The organism is Candidatus Poribacteria bacterium (assembly GCA_026702755.1).
GTDB lineage: Bacteria > Poribacteria > WGA-4E > WGA-4E > WGA-3G > WGA-3G.
Genome location: JAPPBX010000124.1, coordinates 20,023 through 35,247 on the forward strand (window position 1 = coordinate 20,023; position 15,225 = coordinate 35,247).

A 15,225-nucleotide genomic window follows, 5' to 3' on the forward strand; every position below is an offset into this window, starting at 1 on the left:
GCCACAAGCGAGCGACTGACGACTGATAACTCTTAAATGCTAAGTTTTTGCACGTCCCTATTTCCGATTGTGAAGCCGTATATCTCGCGCGTGACGACAATCGCTGTGAACATACTCGCGAGGATACCAATACCCAGCGTTATTGCAAACCCTTTAATCGGACCTGTCCCGAAATGATAAAGGACAAGTGCCGTAAAGAATGTGGTAAGGTTGGCATCTAAAATCGTTATAAACGCCCGTTGATAGCCGTTCTCGATAGCCGACCAGACAGTTTTACCGGTTCGCAACTCCTCGCGAATACGCTCAAAAATTAGCACATTCGCGTCAACAGCCATGCCAATCGTCAGCACAAGCCCGGCGATACCCGGAAGCGTCAACGCTGCACCGAAACCCGCCAACGCACCGAGAATGATGAGCATATTAAAAACGAGCGCGATAATGGCAACTATTCCAGATAAACGGTAGTAAATCAACATGAAAACCAGAACGCCGCCCAAACCGATGAGCGCAGCGAGAATACCGTCTTCAATGGATTCTTGACCGAGGGTCGGACCGACAGTGCGCTCCTCAGCGATCTGGACCCCTACCGGAAAAGCACCGGCTTTCAGAATATTAGAAAGGTAACTCGCTTCCTCATACGTGAAGTTCCCCTGAATAATAGCGTTTCCGACAATTTGGTCCTGGATGACAGGAGCAGACTGGACTTTTTCATCAAGGAGAATCGCTAAGTGTTCACCGACATGATCCCCCGTAACTTGTGCAAACTTGCGTCTGCCAATGCTATCAAAGCTCATCGAAACGACGATATCAAAACTGGTTCTACCTGTAGAGGGCCCAGCATCGGTAATACGGTCACCGCTCAACAGAACAGGACTTTGTAACACATACCAGTTGCCGGTCTCATAGTGATAACGGATTTCAGTACCTTCAGGAATATTATCCGGTATAGGTGTATCGGAAGTCCCGCTCCAGAAATTTCCACCGGTAGGGGCCTTCTCAACAAGTTTAAACTCAAGCCTCCCCATCGTCTTAACGATTTGTAGCGGCTTTGAGGAATCCTTGGCACCGGGCAATTCAACAATAATTCTGGGACGATTTGCCTCTCGTCGGATAGAGGGTTCAGAAACGCCGAATGCGTCAACGCGGTTTCGCAAGACAATCAGCACCTGTTCAATCGCCTGCTCGCTATACCTCTGAATGCCGCGATCACTGAGTGTCAACTGGTATGTGGACTGCATCTCCGATTCGGCACTAACTTGGGCATCTTCAAAAAATTCGATCTCGTTGAGGAGACGTTGGGCTTTCTCCAGATACTCCGCCTTTTCACCCGAATCTGACCGGAGTCTCGAAGGGATGCCGACAAATACGTCCAACGCATCTTGCCCATCTATCTGTTTAACTTCTCGACACAAAACGTCCTCAGTGCGAAGCCGTTCGGGGATCGAGATGATATGTTCGCGGAGTAACTCTGTTTTGGATGTTTCTAAGTCTACCTCAAGAACGAGATGAACACCACCTTTGAGGTCCAACCCTAATTTCAATCGGTTATCGGGTATAAGCCGCCGGAGGACTGTGGGGAGGCTGCCATATAGGTTCAAATTGTCGAGTGTTGCGCGTGGGTTCTGACGCGCTTTCTCTGAGATCAGCCGGACATAAAATTCGCGTGCTTCAGTGGTATCAAATTCGTAATCAAGCGTCTCTTGAAGTTCAAGTTTCGTTAAATGGACTCGGAAGACATCTTGAAGTTCAAAGGTTGCATCCTGGAAGTTAACTCCTTCGGGGTATTCGACATCTGCAAGGTTCACCTTCAAAGCGTTGTCTTCGGTTACTTCAAAGAGTGGGAGTTTTTCCTGCATCCAAAGCGGTAGGTTTCCATACAATGGATTGTAAAAGCGATCCGGGGTTGGGATGAGGTATAGCACAGAAAACAGCAAAACCCCGACGATTAAAACAATTTTCCAGATACTAAATCTGTACATCAATCACTGTTCCTTTAAATCTACATATTTAGGGACAAATCTATAGACTTGAAATTCCTGTTTTATCTACCCTCGCCTCCAATTTGAGGTCTTACAGAGTATCTATCAGGCGTTTAAGTTCTCCGCCGAACCGACGGGGATGTCTGTTAATGTTTGTTAAATTGACAGCAGCATGACATCACGGTTTTCCACGAAACCACAACTTACACATAGTAACACTGCCTATCTATCAACGATAGTGTTCTTTTTTATGTCCATCGGATATTCGGACTGTAGTTCAGATGCTCAATATCTGCTTCACGTGTCCGAACCGAGGGTCAAAATTTCAAACGCGCCTGGGAGGAATCGAACCCCCGACACGAGGCTTAGGAAGCCCCTGCTCTATCCCCTGAGCTACAGGCGCAAGTGTTATAGTCTAATACTTAATGAGCGAAAAAATATTGTAGTCCGGAAGCTTCTCCCTCCCTTTGAGTTCCAGTAACTCAATTAAGACAGCAATACCAACGATGTGTCCTTCCAGTTTTTCAATGAGTTCAACTGATGCAGCAAGTGTCCCTCCAGTTGCTAAGAGATCATCACATAACAGAATCTTGCTGTGTTCCGGAAACGCGTCGCGATGAATTTCAAGCGTATCACTCCCGTACTCAAGACTATAAGTGGCTTCGTGCGTATCGTGAGGCAATTTGCCTTTCTTTCGGATAGGGACAAAACCGGCACCGAATCGATAGGCGAGTGCGGTACCGAAAATGAAACCACGCGCCTCAGTTCCAGCAACAACATCAATGGTCTCAGATTTATAACGGAGTGCGAACTCATCAAGCACCCTATGAAATGCATTTGCATTTCCTATAAGTGGGGTGATGTCTTTGAAGAGAATGTCCGGTTTCGGAAAATCGGGTACTTCTCGAATAAATCTCGAAAAATCGTGCATTACGTGCTTTTCTCCTCCTGATGTGGATGAATCATAATTTTCATCCCTTGTCGGGATTCCATTGCCTCAAACGCTTCGCCGATCTCAACAAGCGAAAAATGATGTGTAATAAGGGGTTTCACACGCACCAACCCCTTCTCAAGGAGCCGGACTGCCAATTCATGGTGTCGTGGCACACACCCGTGTGAACCTGTGACGAAACATTCTTTATAGTGGATAACATTGGAGAGAACACTCATAGGACGCATGGTCTTCGGTAATCCACCAAACAAGTTGACATACCCCCGATGTGCTACCATTTCAACGGCTTGCTCATGTGCTTCAACGGACGCACATGTGGTAACGACGATATCGGGTCCTTCGCCTCCGGTTTCTTCTTTGCACCTTTCAATCACGTCTTCCTCTTCGGAGGCGATGTAAGCATCCGCCTCATAGAACTTTGCGATCTCCATCCGGAGTTTGCTGCGTTGGACACCGATAACTTTCGTTGCCCCCATAATCCGTGCGAGGTCAATCATCATACATCCAATTGGTCCAAGCCCGATGATGACGACAGTTTTTCCGAGGGACATATTGACGAGTTCAAGACCATTGATAGCACAAGCGAGAGGCTCGGCGAGGGCAGCTTCATCAAAACTGAGTGTTGCATCAAATGGCGTAACCGGCCCCTCCTCCAAAACGAGGCGAGGCAGTTTCATATATTGCGCGAAAGCACCCGGAATTTGATAGCCGATGGCGTAATTGATGTCGCAGTTGTTTCCGAGTCCATCTCGACACCAATGACACTGCCCGCAAGGGACATCCGCACCGATCGACACTCGATCCCCCTCCTTGACGCGCGTTACATTTTTGCCTGTTTTAACGATGACACCGGAATTTTCATGCCCAATAATGGTGGGGGGTTTGACTCTTGGGTTACCGTGATGGAGAATACGGACATCAGAGCCACATATACTGACGGCTTCAATGCGCATTAAAGCGGCATCATCGTCAATTTCGGGTTCAGGTACTTCTTGCACGCTTAGATTGTCAAGACTTTCAAGTATAGCCGCTTTCATTTTTTTATAGTTATCAGTCGTCAATCCAGAGATGTTTGTGGCAGGAAAATAGAATGCAACCGCCGCAGAAGCTCACTGAAAACTGACTACCATTTCTCCGATGGATGAATTAAAACTTTTGCGTAAAATTCGGTTTTGTCTCGCATCTTATGTAACATGTCAGGACTATCTGCCAGTGGAACTTTATGCGTTATCAGCGGCATAAGTGTTAGTACACCCGCTGCCATCGCTTGAAGCACAGTCCGCCAATCATCGTCGTTGCCCGTTGCACTATAATCGGAATTCCACGTTCCGAAGATGGATACCTCCCGCCGCATTACTTGCGATATAAGCGCAGCGGGTAGCGTCACATCCGCAGCAGGATTGCCGAGCAAAACAACACTTCCGCCGCGTCCAACACTGCCGAGGGCATTGCGATAGGTAGCAGGCACCCCGGCCGCCTCAATACAGACATGCGCGCCTTTATCAGCAGTCTGCGCATTTATAACTTCAATCGGTTCCTCAGTCGCGCTATTAAAAAGGTTATCAAAGCCGAGGTGTCTCGCCAATTCCAATTTTTCTGCAACAATATCGAAGAGCAAAACCTCTGCCGCGCCCATTATTCTTGCCCACTGGGCTGCCATCAATCCGATCGGTCCGGCACCGAAGATAGCAACAGTCTTTCCAACAGGCGACGTTTGTGCTCGACGGAGCGCGTGCAGGGCGACCGCAGCAGGCTCAGTCATCGATGCCTCTTCCAGTGTCACGCCTTGCGGGACAGGTATCAAGTTTGCCGCCGGTGCGACGACATATTCCGCGAAGGCACCGTCGCTTCGCGAGCCGAGATAGTCATAATCGTGGCATTGAACATATTGTCCCTGTTCACACGCCGGACAGGTGCCACACCAGAGTAGCGGGAAAACAGCGACGGCATCACCCGGTGCAAAACCCTCAACGCCAGGACCGCACGCATCAACAATACCAGCAAATTCGTGCCCACAAACCGTTGGAAAACTATAAGTGCCGTTGACAAAAATCCTCGGAATATCAGAACCGCAGACACCACAGAACCCGATTCGGACGCGGACCTCTCCCTCAGAGAGATGCGGTACTGGAATCTGTTCCAATCGTAAATCTCCAACGCTATGAAGGACAAGTGCTTCCATTTTTTAGTAGTTTTAACCATCAACTCGCCTCCGTTATAAATGTTAAAGCACGAGTTGATGGTTAAAGTAATCAGTTGTCGGTTAAAGAGGGTTTTTGATGCGTCAGTGCCCTCTTTTAACTAATAACTATTGGTTTTTCTCTTTGCGAGTCCGAGTGTAATAGCCTGCTGCGTCCGTTGGACATTCTCAGCGCGTGAACCGGATTTTTGGAAAACGCTACTCGTGCCACCGACTAAAATATCCGCCCCAGCGGATACCATCTTCGGGATATTTTCAAAACTCACGTTACCATCAACTTCAATGGGTAGGCTAATACCGCGTTTGTCCAAAAAAGTACGACACTCCGCAATTTTCTGGAGGGTCGCTGGCACGACTTTCTGTCCTGCAAATCCGGGATTCACCGTCATAATGAGCACAAAATCAAGCCGCTCCAAGACATAATGTAACACAGAAAGAGGTGTTGCTGGATTGAGTGCCGCCCCTGCTTTAATGCCGTGTGCTTGAATAAGAGATAACGTTCTATCAAGATGTGTCGCCGATTCAACATGAACCGCCACCTGCTGAACCCCAACCTCTGCGACTGCGTCAACAAAGAAATCGTTATTTTCCACCATGAGGTGAATGTCAAAAGTGCAGTCCGTCTTTGAGCGCAATTGCTGGATAAGTGCAAGCCCAATCGGCATATTCGGAACGAAATGCGCGTCCATCAAATCAAAATGGAGCATATTAATGCCAGCGGCTTCTAATTCCCGAATATCGGTTTCTAAGTTGCATAAATCCGCGCACATCACCGATGGCGCGATATGGACGTACGGCTCTAAAGACACCGCATTTACAACAGACAAAATAACACTTCCCAGCGTCGAAATTTCTATATTTTTCCAAGACAGATTTACGTCATGAAACTCTTAATAGTATAGCATAAAACGAAGAATTTGTCAAATTTTTGGATGGTGTGCGCGGTTAGAACGCGACAAAACTTCGCGAAGTTGTGAATCAAGGTCTATGGGAGGATCAAAAGGGATATCAATCGGTTTGCAAGAGATCGTACTCGCATAGATACCCAAAATCGCGTTGAACTGATGCAACGCCAGTTTCAGATTTGTCCCAACTGGACGGTCATCGTCCTCAATCCAGTCGAACATGGCTTCTGTCAGACGCGCTTGCGCGAGGTCGTTGTTTTCACGCCATTCATCAGGAGTCGTTTGATGGTTTTCTATTTTTTGTTTGGAAAAGATTTCCCACCCACCGAATTCCTCAAAGAGAACATGACCATTTTCGCTGTATGCGGCAACACGACAGTGTTTGTAGATAGCTTCGTCGTCTATGATGCGAGGAGACGTAAAACCGGTGTTCCAGAACCCATAGACACCATTTTCAAACAGGACCTGGCACGAAGACGCATCCGGGGCTGGATAGGTACTGTCAAGCGACGCAACACCACTCACAGTTCCAAAGACTCTGACGATTGGCGAATCGTTATTCAGAGACATCGCCCAATCGATGATGTGCGTACCTTGGGCGGAGAGGTTCATCCCACACGAAAAATCTAAAAGGTGAATGTTTCCTAATTCACCACTCTGCACTATCTTTTGGCAACTGATAAGTCCGGGGTGCCAGCGGTATTGTTTTCCTACGCCAAATTTCGTAGTCGTTCGCTTTTCCAATTCGCACAACAAACGCCAATCTTCAACACCACAGGCGACCGGTTTTTCAACAATGCACGCCGGTACGCCAAGTTCCGATACCATCGGCATGAGTTCGCGCCACTGATCGGGCATCGTAACGAGATGAACCACATCAGGTTGCTCCGTGCGGAGCATCTGTTCGGCATCCGCATAGCCGGTGATACCGAAGGTCTCGGCGAATTTTTCGCGTCGGGCGACATCGGATCGGTTTGCGCACGCGACCAATTCACCTCGCGAAATCTGTTGATAGGCATTCGCGTGACCGTAGGCTCTACCGCCACAGCCAATGATCGCACTCCGATATTTCGACATTTTTCTAATTTTCCTTGCGGTCCGTTCAGGTGGGTTTGAGGTTATCGGTTGATATATTACGGAATTAAAATATACACCATCTTACCTTTAAGGTGCCGCAGATGTCAATACAAAAAATATGTGCAGCTTTGTACTAAATCTGATAAAATAACAATAACAAACAATTAAGGTAGGAGGTAAACGAAGATGAAAAGGCTAACTGTTTTGATGCTCCTCGTGAGCATTTTTTTCTGTTTTGGCGTTGCTGGCGAACTTCAAAACACAAATGCCGAAGCGATCGGCGTATGGCTCTTTGATAAAGGCAATGGCAACAAGGTTAAAGATGCGTCAGGTAATGGACACGACGGCGAAATTATCGGCGAAGTAGCATGGGTTGATGGAAAATTTGAGAAGGCACTCGAATTTGACGGTGGACATGTCCGTGTGCCACATGAAGATGTCATGAACCTCAGACAGTGGACGATGACGGCGTGGATAAAAGTGCCCAAGATTGTTGACCCATACCAAGTGATCGTCGGCAAAGAGACGTGGCCAAACCGAAATTATACGATGTGGATCCGTCCAGGTGTGATGACATTTGGATTCACACTCCCCGGCGGGGCACAAGATTTGCAAGTAGGTAGCAAAGAGGTAACGGACAATCAATGGCACTTTGTCGCAGGTGTATATGACGAGAAGAACCTCATCCCCTACGTCGATGGTGAACAATTCAATCCACGAGGTGCCGCTGGAAAGCCTGCAACGAGTGGCGCGCCTTTGATCATCGGCGCGCAAGGACCCAACGGAAGAAACGGCCCCTTGAAAGGTATCATTGATGAGGTCGCCGTTTATAACACGGCGTTAGATGAAGACGAAATCACCGAGGTAATGGAAGGACTCACAAAGCAATTTCAGGCAGTGGAAGCGGCAGGCAAATTAGCCATAACATGGGGATATATTAAAGAAAGTGGCGAATAGCCCCACGGTTGAAAAGCGCGCCACAATTTTATAAAAATTGTGGCGTTACAAAAATATATGTAAACACAAAGTCCTAATTTTTCGTTTTTACTCAAGATTGCGAATCATGCAATTTAGGCATCTATGAAAACGTCAAGATGGTATTGGGATCCACTTGTGCGCAATTCAACCCATAGGCATTGGAATTTGTAAAATATTCTTTTTATATCGAAATCATGTGGCAAAACTTATATTTACTTTAAAAATACTAAAAACAATCGAGAATACACGCTTTGAAAAACCCTTTGTCAAAATTTGCAGTTTGCCAAAACCTGCTTTTTAAAATTGGACTTATCCTCATCATTGTAATTTCTTTAACGTCTGACGTTGCCGTAAGTCGTATCGCTGAAGAAGAGACAGAAACCAAAGACGAAACGCAAAAAGACTCCACAACCTCTCCCCAACGCGCTATCGTGCCTCCCGATGAACTCGATACACCCTCGGAAAATCAGAACTCTACCGAGTTTGGATTGTTCAATCAAAATGTTTTCAACAGAGATAGCGAATCAAAGCATTTCATTTGGCAAGATGAACAGGAACAGAAGGAACAGGTCGAGGTCCCCGATGAGACCGAGACGGAAAAAAATCTCCTCATACAACCCTACTTAGATAGCCTGCGGAGATGGCGGAACCCTCCTGAATTAACCGACTTCAGTAAACTTTACAATTGGAAACCGAAGGCAAAACGCGATGAAAAAGGCATTGCCCTCCCGATGGATTCTAATCTTCGGATAACCGGCTTACAATCCGTAACGGTAGAGGCAAACAAAACACACTATTTTGGCGAAGGCGATCTGAATCGATACGGTGGGTATGGTTACGGCGGTGGTTACGGGGGCTATTCATCGGGACTTGATTTAGGGCTTACCTCATCTTACGGCTATGAGGATTTCGGTTATGGCGGCGGCTTCGGTGGCGGATACGGTTCGGGATACGGAAGCAGCTACGGTTCAAGCTACGGTTCGAGTTACGGTGGTTATAGCAGCTACGGCAGTGGTGGTGTCCCGCGCGCAACGGGTTTCAACCTACGCCAGATCCAGCAATTCGGTCTTCACGGACGTGTCGGACAACAGGTGCATATCGCAGTAGATTATAGTGCTGGTGGCAGTAGCTTCGGCAGCGGCGGATTTGGCGGTGGATACGGCGGCTACGGTGGTGGCTATGGCGGCGGCTATGGTCTCGGCGGTACGAAGGAACAGAAAATTAAAATCTGGTATGAAGGTAAACCGGGGCAAATCATAAAAACCCTCTCCTTCGGTGACATCACACTCAGCTTGCCGAACACCCGTTTTTTAAATATCAACCGAAATCTGTTCGGACTTGAAGGGGTCTTTGAATGGAAGAACGCGCGTTTTACTTCCTTCCTATCTCGAAGTAAGGGAATACGTGAGGTGCGCACCTTCCGCGGGCAGTCTCGGCGTGCTGGCGGCTACGGTTATGGACCGCGTGGGAATCAGATACCAGATGCCAACTACATCAAAAATCGGTACTACCTCATTCACAAAGGTGAAAATGGCTTACTACAGAAAGCATTACTCCCCATCAAACCGAGAAGTGAGCAAATCTACATTGACGATGGTGTCGTAGGAAACAACCAAGGGGGTCAACGAACGAGTCAAGGATATTTCAATCTGCAATTTGCTGGTCAGGACTACAATATCGACTACGAGACCGGTGAAATAGAATTCCTTTCCCCGATCTCCGCAAATTATACGATTGTCGTTGCGTATGAATATTTAGGGGGTGATGGTGGCACCGTCGGCAATCCGGAGGAAGTCTTCGTCGATGAAAACCAAGACGGAACAATTGACGAGGAAGGTGAGGAGATCGGCTACATCGTGCTAAAAGAGAAGGGGTTTCGTGGCACGGAGGCAACGCACGTCTACTTTCTCGGCAATCGCAATATCAACCCTCGCGATTTCCAACTCTCACTTCTTAGAGAAGGACAAAGCGAAACTTTCCAGACGAACACTGGTTCCGTCCCCTACATCGAAATCTTCGGTTTGGATCAAAACGGCGATGGCAACGTCGATGCACAGTTTATAGACTACGACAGAGGTTTACTCCGTTTCCCGACAACACACGGGAGACATCCATTTCAGATCACAGAGGAAAGCCATCCATATTACGCTTACCGTGACGCGATCAACAACAATGCTCTCTATCTTGAAGGCGGTACACGGACGGATGCCCAAATCTATACGATTATAGCCGACTACGCATATCAATCGGAGACGTACAATGTAGGTTTGTTTGTAATTCCAAACAGTGAAGAGGTCAGATTGAACGGTCAACTCCTGACGCGCGATACCGACTATATGATGCTTTATGAGGTCGGTACCATCCGCTTCTTCAGGCAACTTGACGAGTTTGATGAGATTGTCGTGGAATTTGAAAAGAGCCCTTTCGGCGGTTCATCGCAACAAGCGATCGCCGGGGTCTGGCTGGAATATACACATAAACCGAAACCTAAATCAGAGAGAGAACAGAGCCTTGAGGATAGATTCGATCGGCTCGGTGGCATCCAAGGGATGGAATCCGATCTGCTCGGTGAAGGGAGAGACGCTTTCGGCGGAGGACTGTCGGGTGGGCTGCAAGGAAGGAGAGGTGGTTTGGGGGGTTTCGGGAGAAGTTCTGGATTTGGCAGGGGTTCCAGCGGCGGATTTGGCGGTGGTGGGTTTGGCAGCAGCTACGGCGGTTATGGTAGTCTCGGTGGTAGATCACGGAGTTACTACGGCGGTTACGGGGGCGGGATGAACTATTTCAACCCGGTCTTTCAAAAGGGATTTATGATTTCAACGGGTTATATTTTGAATACTGGGCAGAAACCGGCAGAGATACCAGACGTAAACGGGGTTCCAAACCGTTTGCAAGCCGTCAATATGAACACGAGTTTTGGTAGGGAATTTAACGTTGCCGGCATCTTAAACCTGTTGCCCTTTGTTAACATGAGGAATCTTCCTCTCTCACTTGACTTCAGTGGAGAAGCAGCGTATTCACACAACAACCCAAATAGCATCGGCGTTGCCCTCATTGACAGCATGGAAGGAGCAAAGGAAGCAACGACGGTACCGACATTAAAATACAACTGGAAACCCAGCAGCGTGCCATATCTACAGGAAAATAGCAACGCAATCACCGAAGGGGACGCTTACCGTATTATACCGACCGACGAAAATAGAGCGATCTTTAAGGTTCTACTGAAAGATAAAGAGGAATCGGAAGCACGGGGAAATTACATGCGGAACCGAGATGTTCCTGCCTCGTCAATTCAACCGCTTTCCCTCTCAACTGAAGAACGCCTCATTATGGAACTCGGCTATAATTTCACAGATATCGTCGCAGAATGGGGTGGCTTTTCAAACGGCATATCAGCCTCTGGAGCAGACTATTCGGAACGCAGCTTCCTTGAAATCTGGATGCGTGTACAAGGTGACGATGATGTGACGTTACATCTGAATCTCGGTATCGTAAATGAAGACGTAGATAACGACCAGCGATTGGACAGCGAAGACCTCCCAAACACTTTAGTAGATACAAATGGCGACGGAAGCGTTGATGCCCTGGATTTGGACTTGGAGAACCTTTCAGACACCGATCGCTATCGTGGGAACGGTGCCCTTGATACAGGCGAGGACGTAGGATGGAGTTATGACGGTCCGCTTGAAAGAACACCTATCGGTACGAATAACCAGATTCTGGATAGCGAAGATCTCAACGGGGACGGTGTCCTTGACCGCATAGATGCATATTTTGAGGTTTCAATACCACTGAATGAAATTCCGAACGAATGGGTTAAAAGCAAAAACGCAAACGGTTGGATGTTTCTTAGTATTCCGCTCTCTAAACTTACACCAGCAGGTTCTCGCCCACCAAGTCTCGTTTTTGTACAACACTTCCGGTTTTGGCTAAGCAAAAACGCACCCGGTAACGTAGACGGTACGTTGCAGTGGGCATCCATTGAAATTGTTGGAAACAAATGGCAACAGGGGATTATAACTCGTACAGGTCCCGAATTAACGCCAGATATCGAGTCCATAATTAGCAACCCCGAATTCGCTGCGACTGGAGAAACCTTGTCAACAAGCACAATTGTGGAAGACACACTCGAAAGGTTCGTCGTCGGCACAAGGGACAACTTCAGTTATGACGCTTATCAAAGCGCGTATTTAGATATTGAAGATAATGAACTCTTCAAAAAATTACACCCATTCACAGCCACCTCACTGGGTTTTCAAACACAACAGCAACGCGAACAAACGCTTAGCCTCGAATACTACCTTTTTCCCGGTTCCTACGGTGTCACCTCTAAGCAGCTGAAAGGTTTAACACAAAGCGAAGGGCAGGACTTCAGCAAACACGACACCTTGCGATTCTGGCTTTACGGCGACAAAAGCGATACAACCTTCGTTTTACAACTCGCACCGACTGTCCGTACCGGCTATCGCAGTTCCTTTTACAGTTCAGATCCGTTCATCAATCAGACTGAGGAAGAAAAGGTCAATGTTTTCGAGAATCTAACGGATTACTATGAATATACGGTGCCGATCGATTTTGAGGGGTGGAAGTTGATTGAAATTGATTTACGTGACCAGCGTAGAAACGCGTATCCAGATGTAGATGCCAGCAATCAGCCTTCGGCAGTCAGTCAAGAGCAGTTTGTAGAAACCGAAAGTGATACGCAACCCGCGGACCCCGACAACCAACAACTGACAACTGACGACTCTAACGCTCCAGATGGACAACCCGACGGCTTCATAGTCAGAGGTAGAAATAGTACTCGACTCTCCATTAAAAACATCGGTGGCATCCTATTAGGTATCCGTAACGACACGGGACGCGAGATCAGTGGTGAGATATGGGTCAATGAGATCCATCTCGGTGATCCGCTCGTTCGCGCTGGCTGGGCACGCCGTGGAGATCTATCCCTGTCTCTTGGTCGTATCGCTAAATTACGCGGTGGTTACGCGAGTCAAGACAAAGACTTTGAAAGCGGTGCGGGCGAAGTCGGTAGGCAACGGCTCTCTTCACGGGGGTACAGCACCACAAACGATGACTTCAATATTGATGCAGACGTCACCTTGTTCCCGTGGCTGCCGATTCGATACGGCATTCGGCGGCAGAACACCGAAACCGAAAGTCAGCGCGGGAGTTACAGCAGTTTCCAGAGCGGGAAAAGTGAAATCCGCACCCGAGATTTCTCCGTCCAATTTAACCAAAACCCCTATCCCAACCTCGGCTTTGCGTACAACTACCAAGACTTTTGGAACGAACGGCAAGGGACACAAATTAGCCATCTCTATACCGGCAGCTTCCGATACGAACTCGGTTCAAAACTCGGTGTCAACGCTCAGTATCGGCACGAAGACTTGCTCGCAAAGCCCGAAACTGCAACAGATACATCTTCGACTTCGACCTCCTATTATGGTTACGGCTACGGCAGAAATCGGGACGAAAAAACGGATAGTGGCACAATAACATTCAATATCAACCCAACGAATATCTTCAGTCTGAGTCCGAGTTATGATATCCGTCGGACACTTGAAAGACGGGAAGAGCAAAATCAGCGCACAAGTTTTGTAAGCAACGTAGCGACAGAACCCGAAACTCCCGAAGAAGAATCTGCCGAAGAGATCAAATGGTCAATCGCCGAGCGAGAACACCGCCTGTCTCTGACACCACGCTTGAATCGGGACCTACTTGGTATGCGCCCTACTGTAACAAGCCGTATGAGTTTCCGTGAAAATTGGTTCAGGGAGCAAAAAAATGCCTATCTCAACGGAAACGTCAGTGTCGGTGTGAATCTCCGTATCCAAAAATGGTTCGAGTGGCTCTTTAAAAAAGAAACGCCGGAAACCGAAAGCCAATCAAACGGATCTCAAGATGGAACATCACCACCTCGTAGGGGCGAGGTAACCTCGCCCTCAGAACCCTTGGAAGATGACCCAGATACGGAAACAATTGAGCAATTGCGAGCGAACGGTATCGACGAGACACAAATCCAAGAATTAGAGGAAAACCGCGGTGATTGGATTGAACGCGATAAAATAGCAGTCAGCAGTCAGCAGTCAGCAGTCAGCAATCAGGAAAAAGAAGGTTATGATGAATCAAGAACCCCTTCCGTAATGGGTGATAGCGGAGAGCCGACGGTTTCCGACAGCCAATACAAGGAGGGGATTCTACATCGAATCGTGAAAAGCTTTACCGTTAGCACTAACGCAAATTTCACTGCTACTGAATCCTATCGCGATCTCGCATCTGGGCTGTCAGCGTTAGAAATTTGGTCGCTTGAACAAGACGCGCAGGAACGAACAAACTCCCGACGCAGCAATCGCTACACACTACGCAGTTCAGTAGATCCATGGAGTTGGGCATCTCTCGGTACGAATTTCAGTACTTCTGATAACTTTCGGAAAAGTTCAGGGACGACCTACACACAACACGCCGAATCGTATGAAACCGACCTAAAACTGAAAATTCAGGAAACCTCCAGTCTTCAACTCCGCTATAGTTTTACAAAGCGAGACAACACGACGTTGGATGCCACCCTCAGCGACAGTAAGGCACACATTCCGTCCCTGAGTTGGATACAGACATGGGGTAAAGAGACTCGGACAGCCTTGGGGATACGGACAACACTCCGAGATCAGCAGCGAAGCGGCATTCGGGCGAATGCGCTGATTATCACACCGAATCTGAGCATTGACTATCGCTACCGTACAGAGAACGGTATACGGGTGCCATTTTTCGGTAGAATCCCTCTGAAACACGATTTAGAACTGACAAATACCCTTTCCTGGGCCATCCGCAGAGAGCACTTTGGTGCAAACCGTGAGGAGCGTTCCGAGCGTTACGAGACGACTTTACGTGTCGGTTACAAAATCAGCACGCATATCACAGCAAATTTCCACCTCGGCCTGAGCTACAACCACGACAGGGTTGAAGAAGGCAGAGACTTCCTTTCCATCGCAAGCGCGCTGACCGTCCGCGGCGAGATTCAGTAACTCTTGACCCTTGCGCCATCTTCTGATATACTAACCTAAGTTGCCACCTATTTGTGCACATAGCACTCCGCTGGAGTGCAAGAAGTTGTAGACCGCATTTTCTATTCTCACT

8 protein-coding genes and 1 tRNA gene are annotated in these 15,225 nt (G+C 47.9%); 2 read left to right on the plus strand and 7 right to left on the minus strand.

Annotated features, from left to right (window positions below):
* Positions 1–32 precede the first annotated feature (32 nt).
* The 7 genes from secD to OXH39_24555 all read right to left on the minus strand — a co-directional run bounded on the left by secD (position 33) and on the right by OXH39_24555 (position 7,113).
* Positions 33–1,979 (minus strand): protein translocase subunit SecD, encoded by a 1,947-nt coding sequence (gene secD, locus OXH39_24525; GenBank protein ID MCY3553633.1) that lies wholly within the window; start codon positions 1,977–1,979, stop codon positions 33–35.
* Between the two features lie 330 nt (positions 1,980–2,309).
* Positions 2,310–2,382: transfer RNA gene (locus OXH39_24530), tRNA-Arg, on the minus strand.
* 12 nt (positions 2,383–2,394) lie between these two features.
* A complete protein-coding gene (locus OXH39_24535; protein MCY3553634.1) occupies positions 2,395–2,910 on the minus strand; it encodes an adenine phosphoribosyltransferase in 516 nt (171 codons plus the stop codon).
* A complete protein-coding gene (locus OXH39_24540; protein MCY3553635.1) occupies positions 2,910–3,968 on the minus strand; it encodes an alcohol dehydrogenase catalytic domain-containing protein in 1,059 nt (352 codons plus the stop codon). The genes OXH39_24535 and OXH39_24540 overlap by 1 nt, the downstream gene beginning before the upstream one ends.
* A gap of 86 nt (positions 3,969–4,054) precedes the next feature.
* Positions 4,055–5,113, minus strand: a complete 1,059-nt coding sequence (locus tag OXH39_24545) for a galactitol-1-phosphate 5-dehydrogenase (protein MCY3553636.1) — start codon at positions 5,111–5,113, stop codon at positions 4,055–4,057.
* Between the two features lie 119 nt (positions 5,114–5,232).
* Positions 5,233–5,958 (minus strand): ribulose-phosphate 3-epimerase, encoded by a 726-nt coding sequence (rpe, locus tag OXH39_24550; protein MCY3553637.1) that lies wholly within the window; start codon positions 5,956–5,958, stop codon positions 5,233–5,235.
* Between the two features lie 93 nt (positions 5,959–6,051).
* Positions 6,052–7,113 carry a Gfo/Idh/MocA family oxidoreductase gene (locus OXH39_24555; protein MCY3553638.1) on the minus strand — a complete coding sequence of 354 codons (1,062 nt, stop codon included), beginning with the start codon at positions 7,111–7,113 and terminating at the stop codon, positions 6,052–6,054.
* Between the two features lie 186 nt (positions 7,114–7,299).
* Here OXH39_24555 and OXH39_24560 point away from each other — a divergent pair, with 186 nt between their 5' ends.
* Both OXH39_24560 and OXH39_24565 read left to right on the plus strand, forming a co-directional pair.
* Positions 7,300–8,070, plus strand: a complete 771-nt coding sequence (locus tag OXH39_24560) for a LamG domain-containing protein (protein MCY3553639.1) — start codon at positions 7,300–7,302, stop codon at positions 8,068–8,070.
* 284 nt (positions 8,071–8,354) lie between these two features.
* The gene (locus tag OXH39_24565; protein MCY3553640.1) at positions 8,355–15,113 is read left to right on the plus strand and encodes a hypothetical protein; all 6,759 of its coding nucleotides are present in this window, start codon (positions 8,355–8,357) and stop codon (positions 15,111–15,113) included.
* Positions 15,114–15,225 lie beyond the last annotated feature (112 nt).

What these genes read in the sequence shown, in the direction of transcription:
- OXH39_24555 (MCY3553638.1), bottom strand. Translation starts at nt 7,113, where the DNA reads ATGTCGAAATATCGGAGTGCGATCATTGGCTGTGGCGGTAGAGCCTAC.
- OXH39_24535 (MCY3553634.1), bottom strand. Translation starts at nt 2,910, where the DNA reads ATGCACGATTTTTCGAGATTTATTCGAGAAGTACCCGATTTTCCGAAA.
- OXH39_24560 (MCY3553639.1), top strand. Translation starts at nt 7,300, where the DNA reads ATGAAAAGGCTAACTGTTTTGATGCTCCTCGTGAGCATTTTTTTCTGT.
- OXH39_24545 (MCY3553636.1), bottom strand. Translation starts at nt 5,113, where the DNA reads ATGGAAGCACTTGTCCTTCATAGCGTTGGAGATTTACGATTGGAACAG.
- secD (MCY3553633.1), bottom strand. Translation starts at nt 1,979, where the DNA reads ATGTACAGATTTAGTATCTGGAAAATTGTTTTAATCGTCGGGGTTTTG.
- OXH39_24540 (MCY3553635.1), bottom strand. Translation starts at nt 3,968, where the DNA reads ATGAAAGCGGCTATACTTGAAAGTCTTGACAATCTAAGCGTGCAAGAA.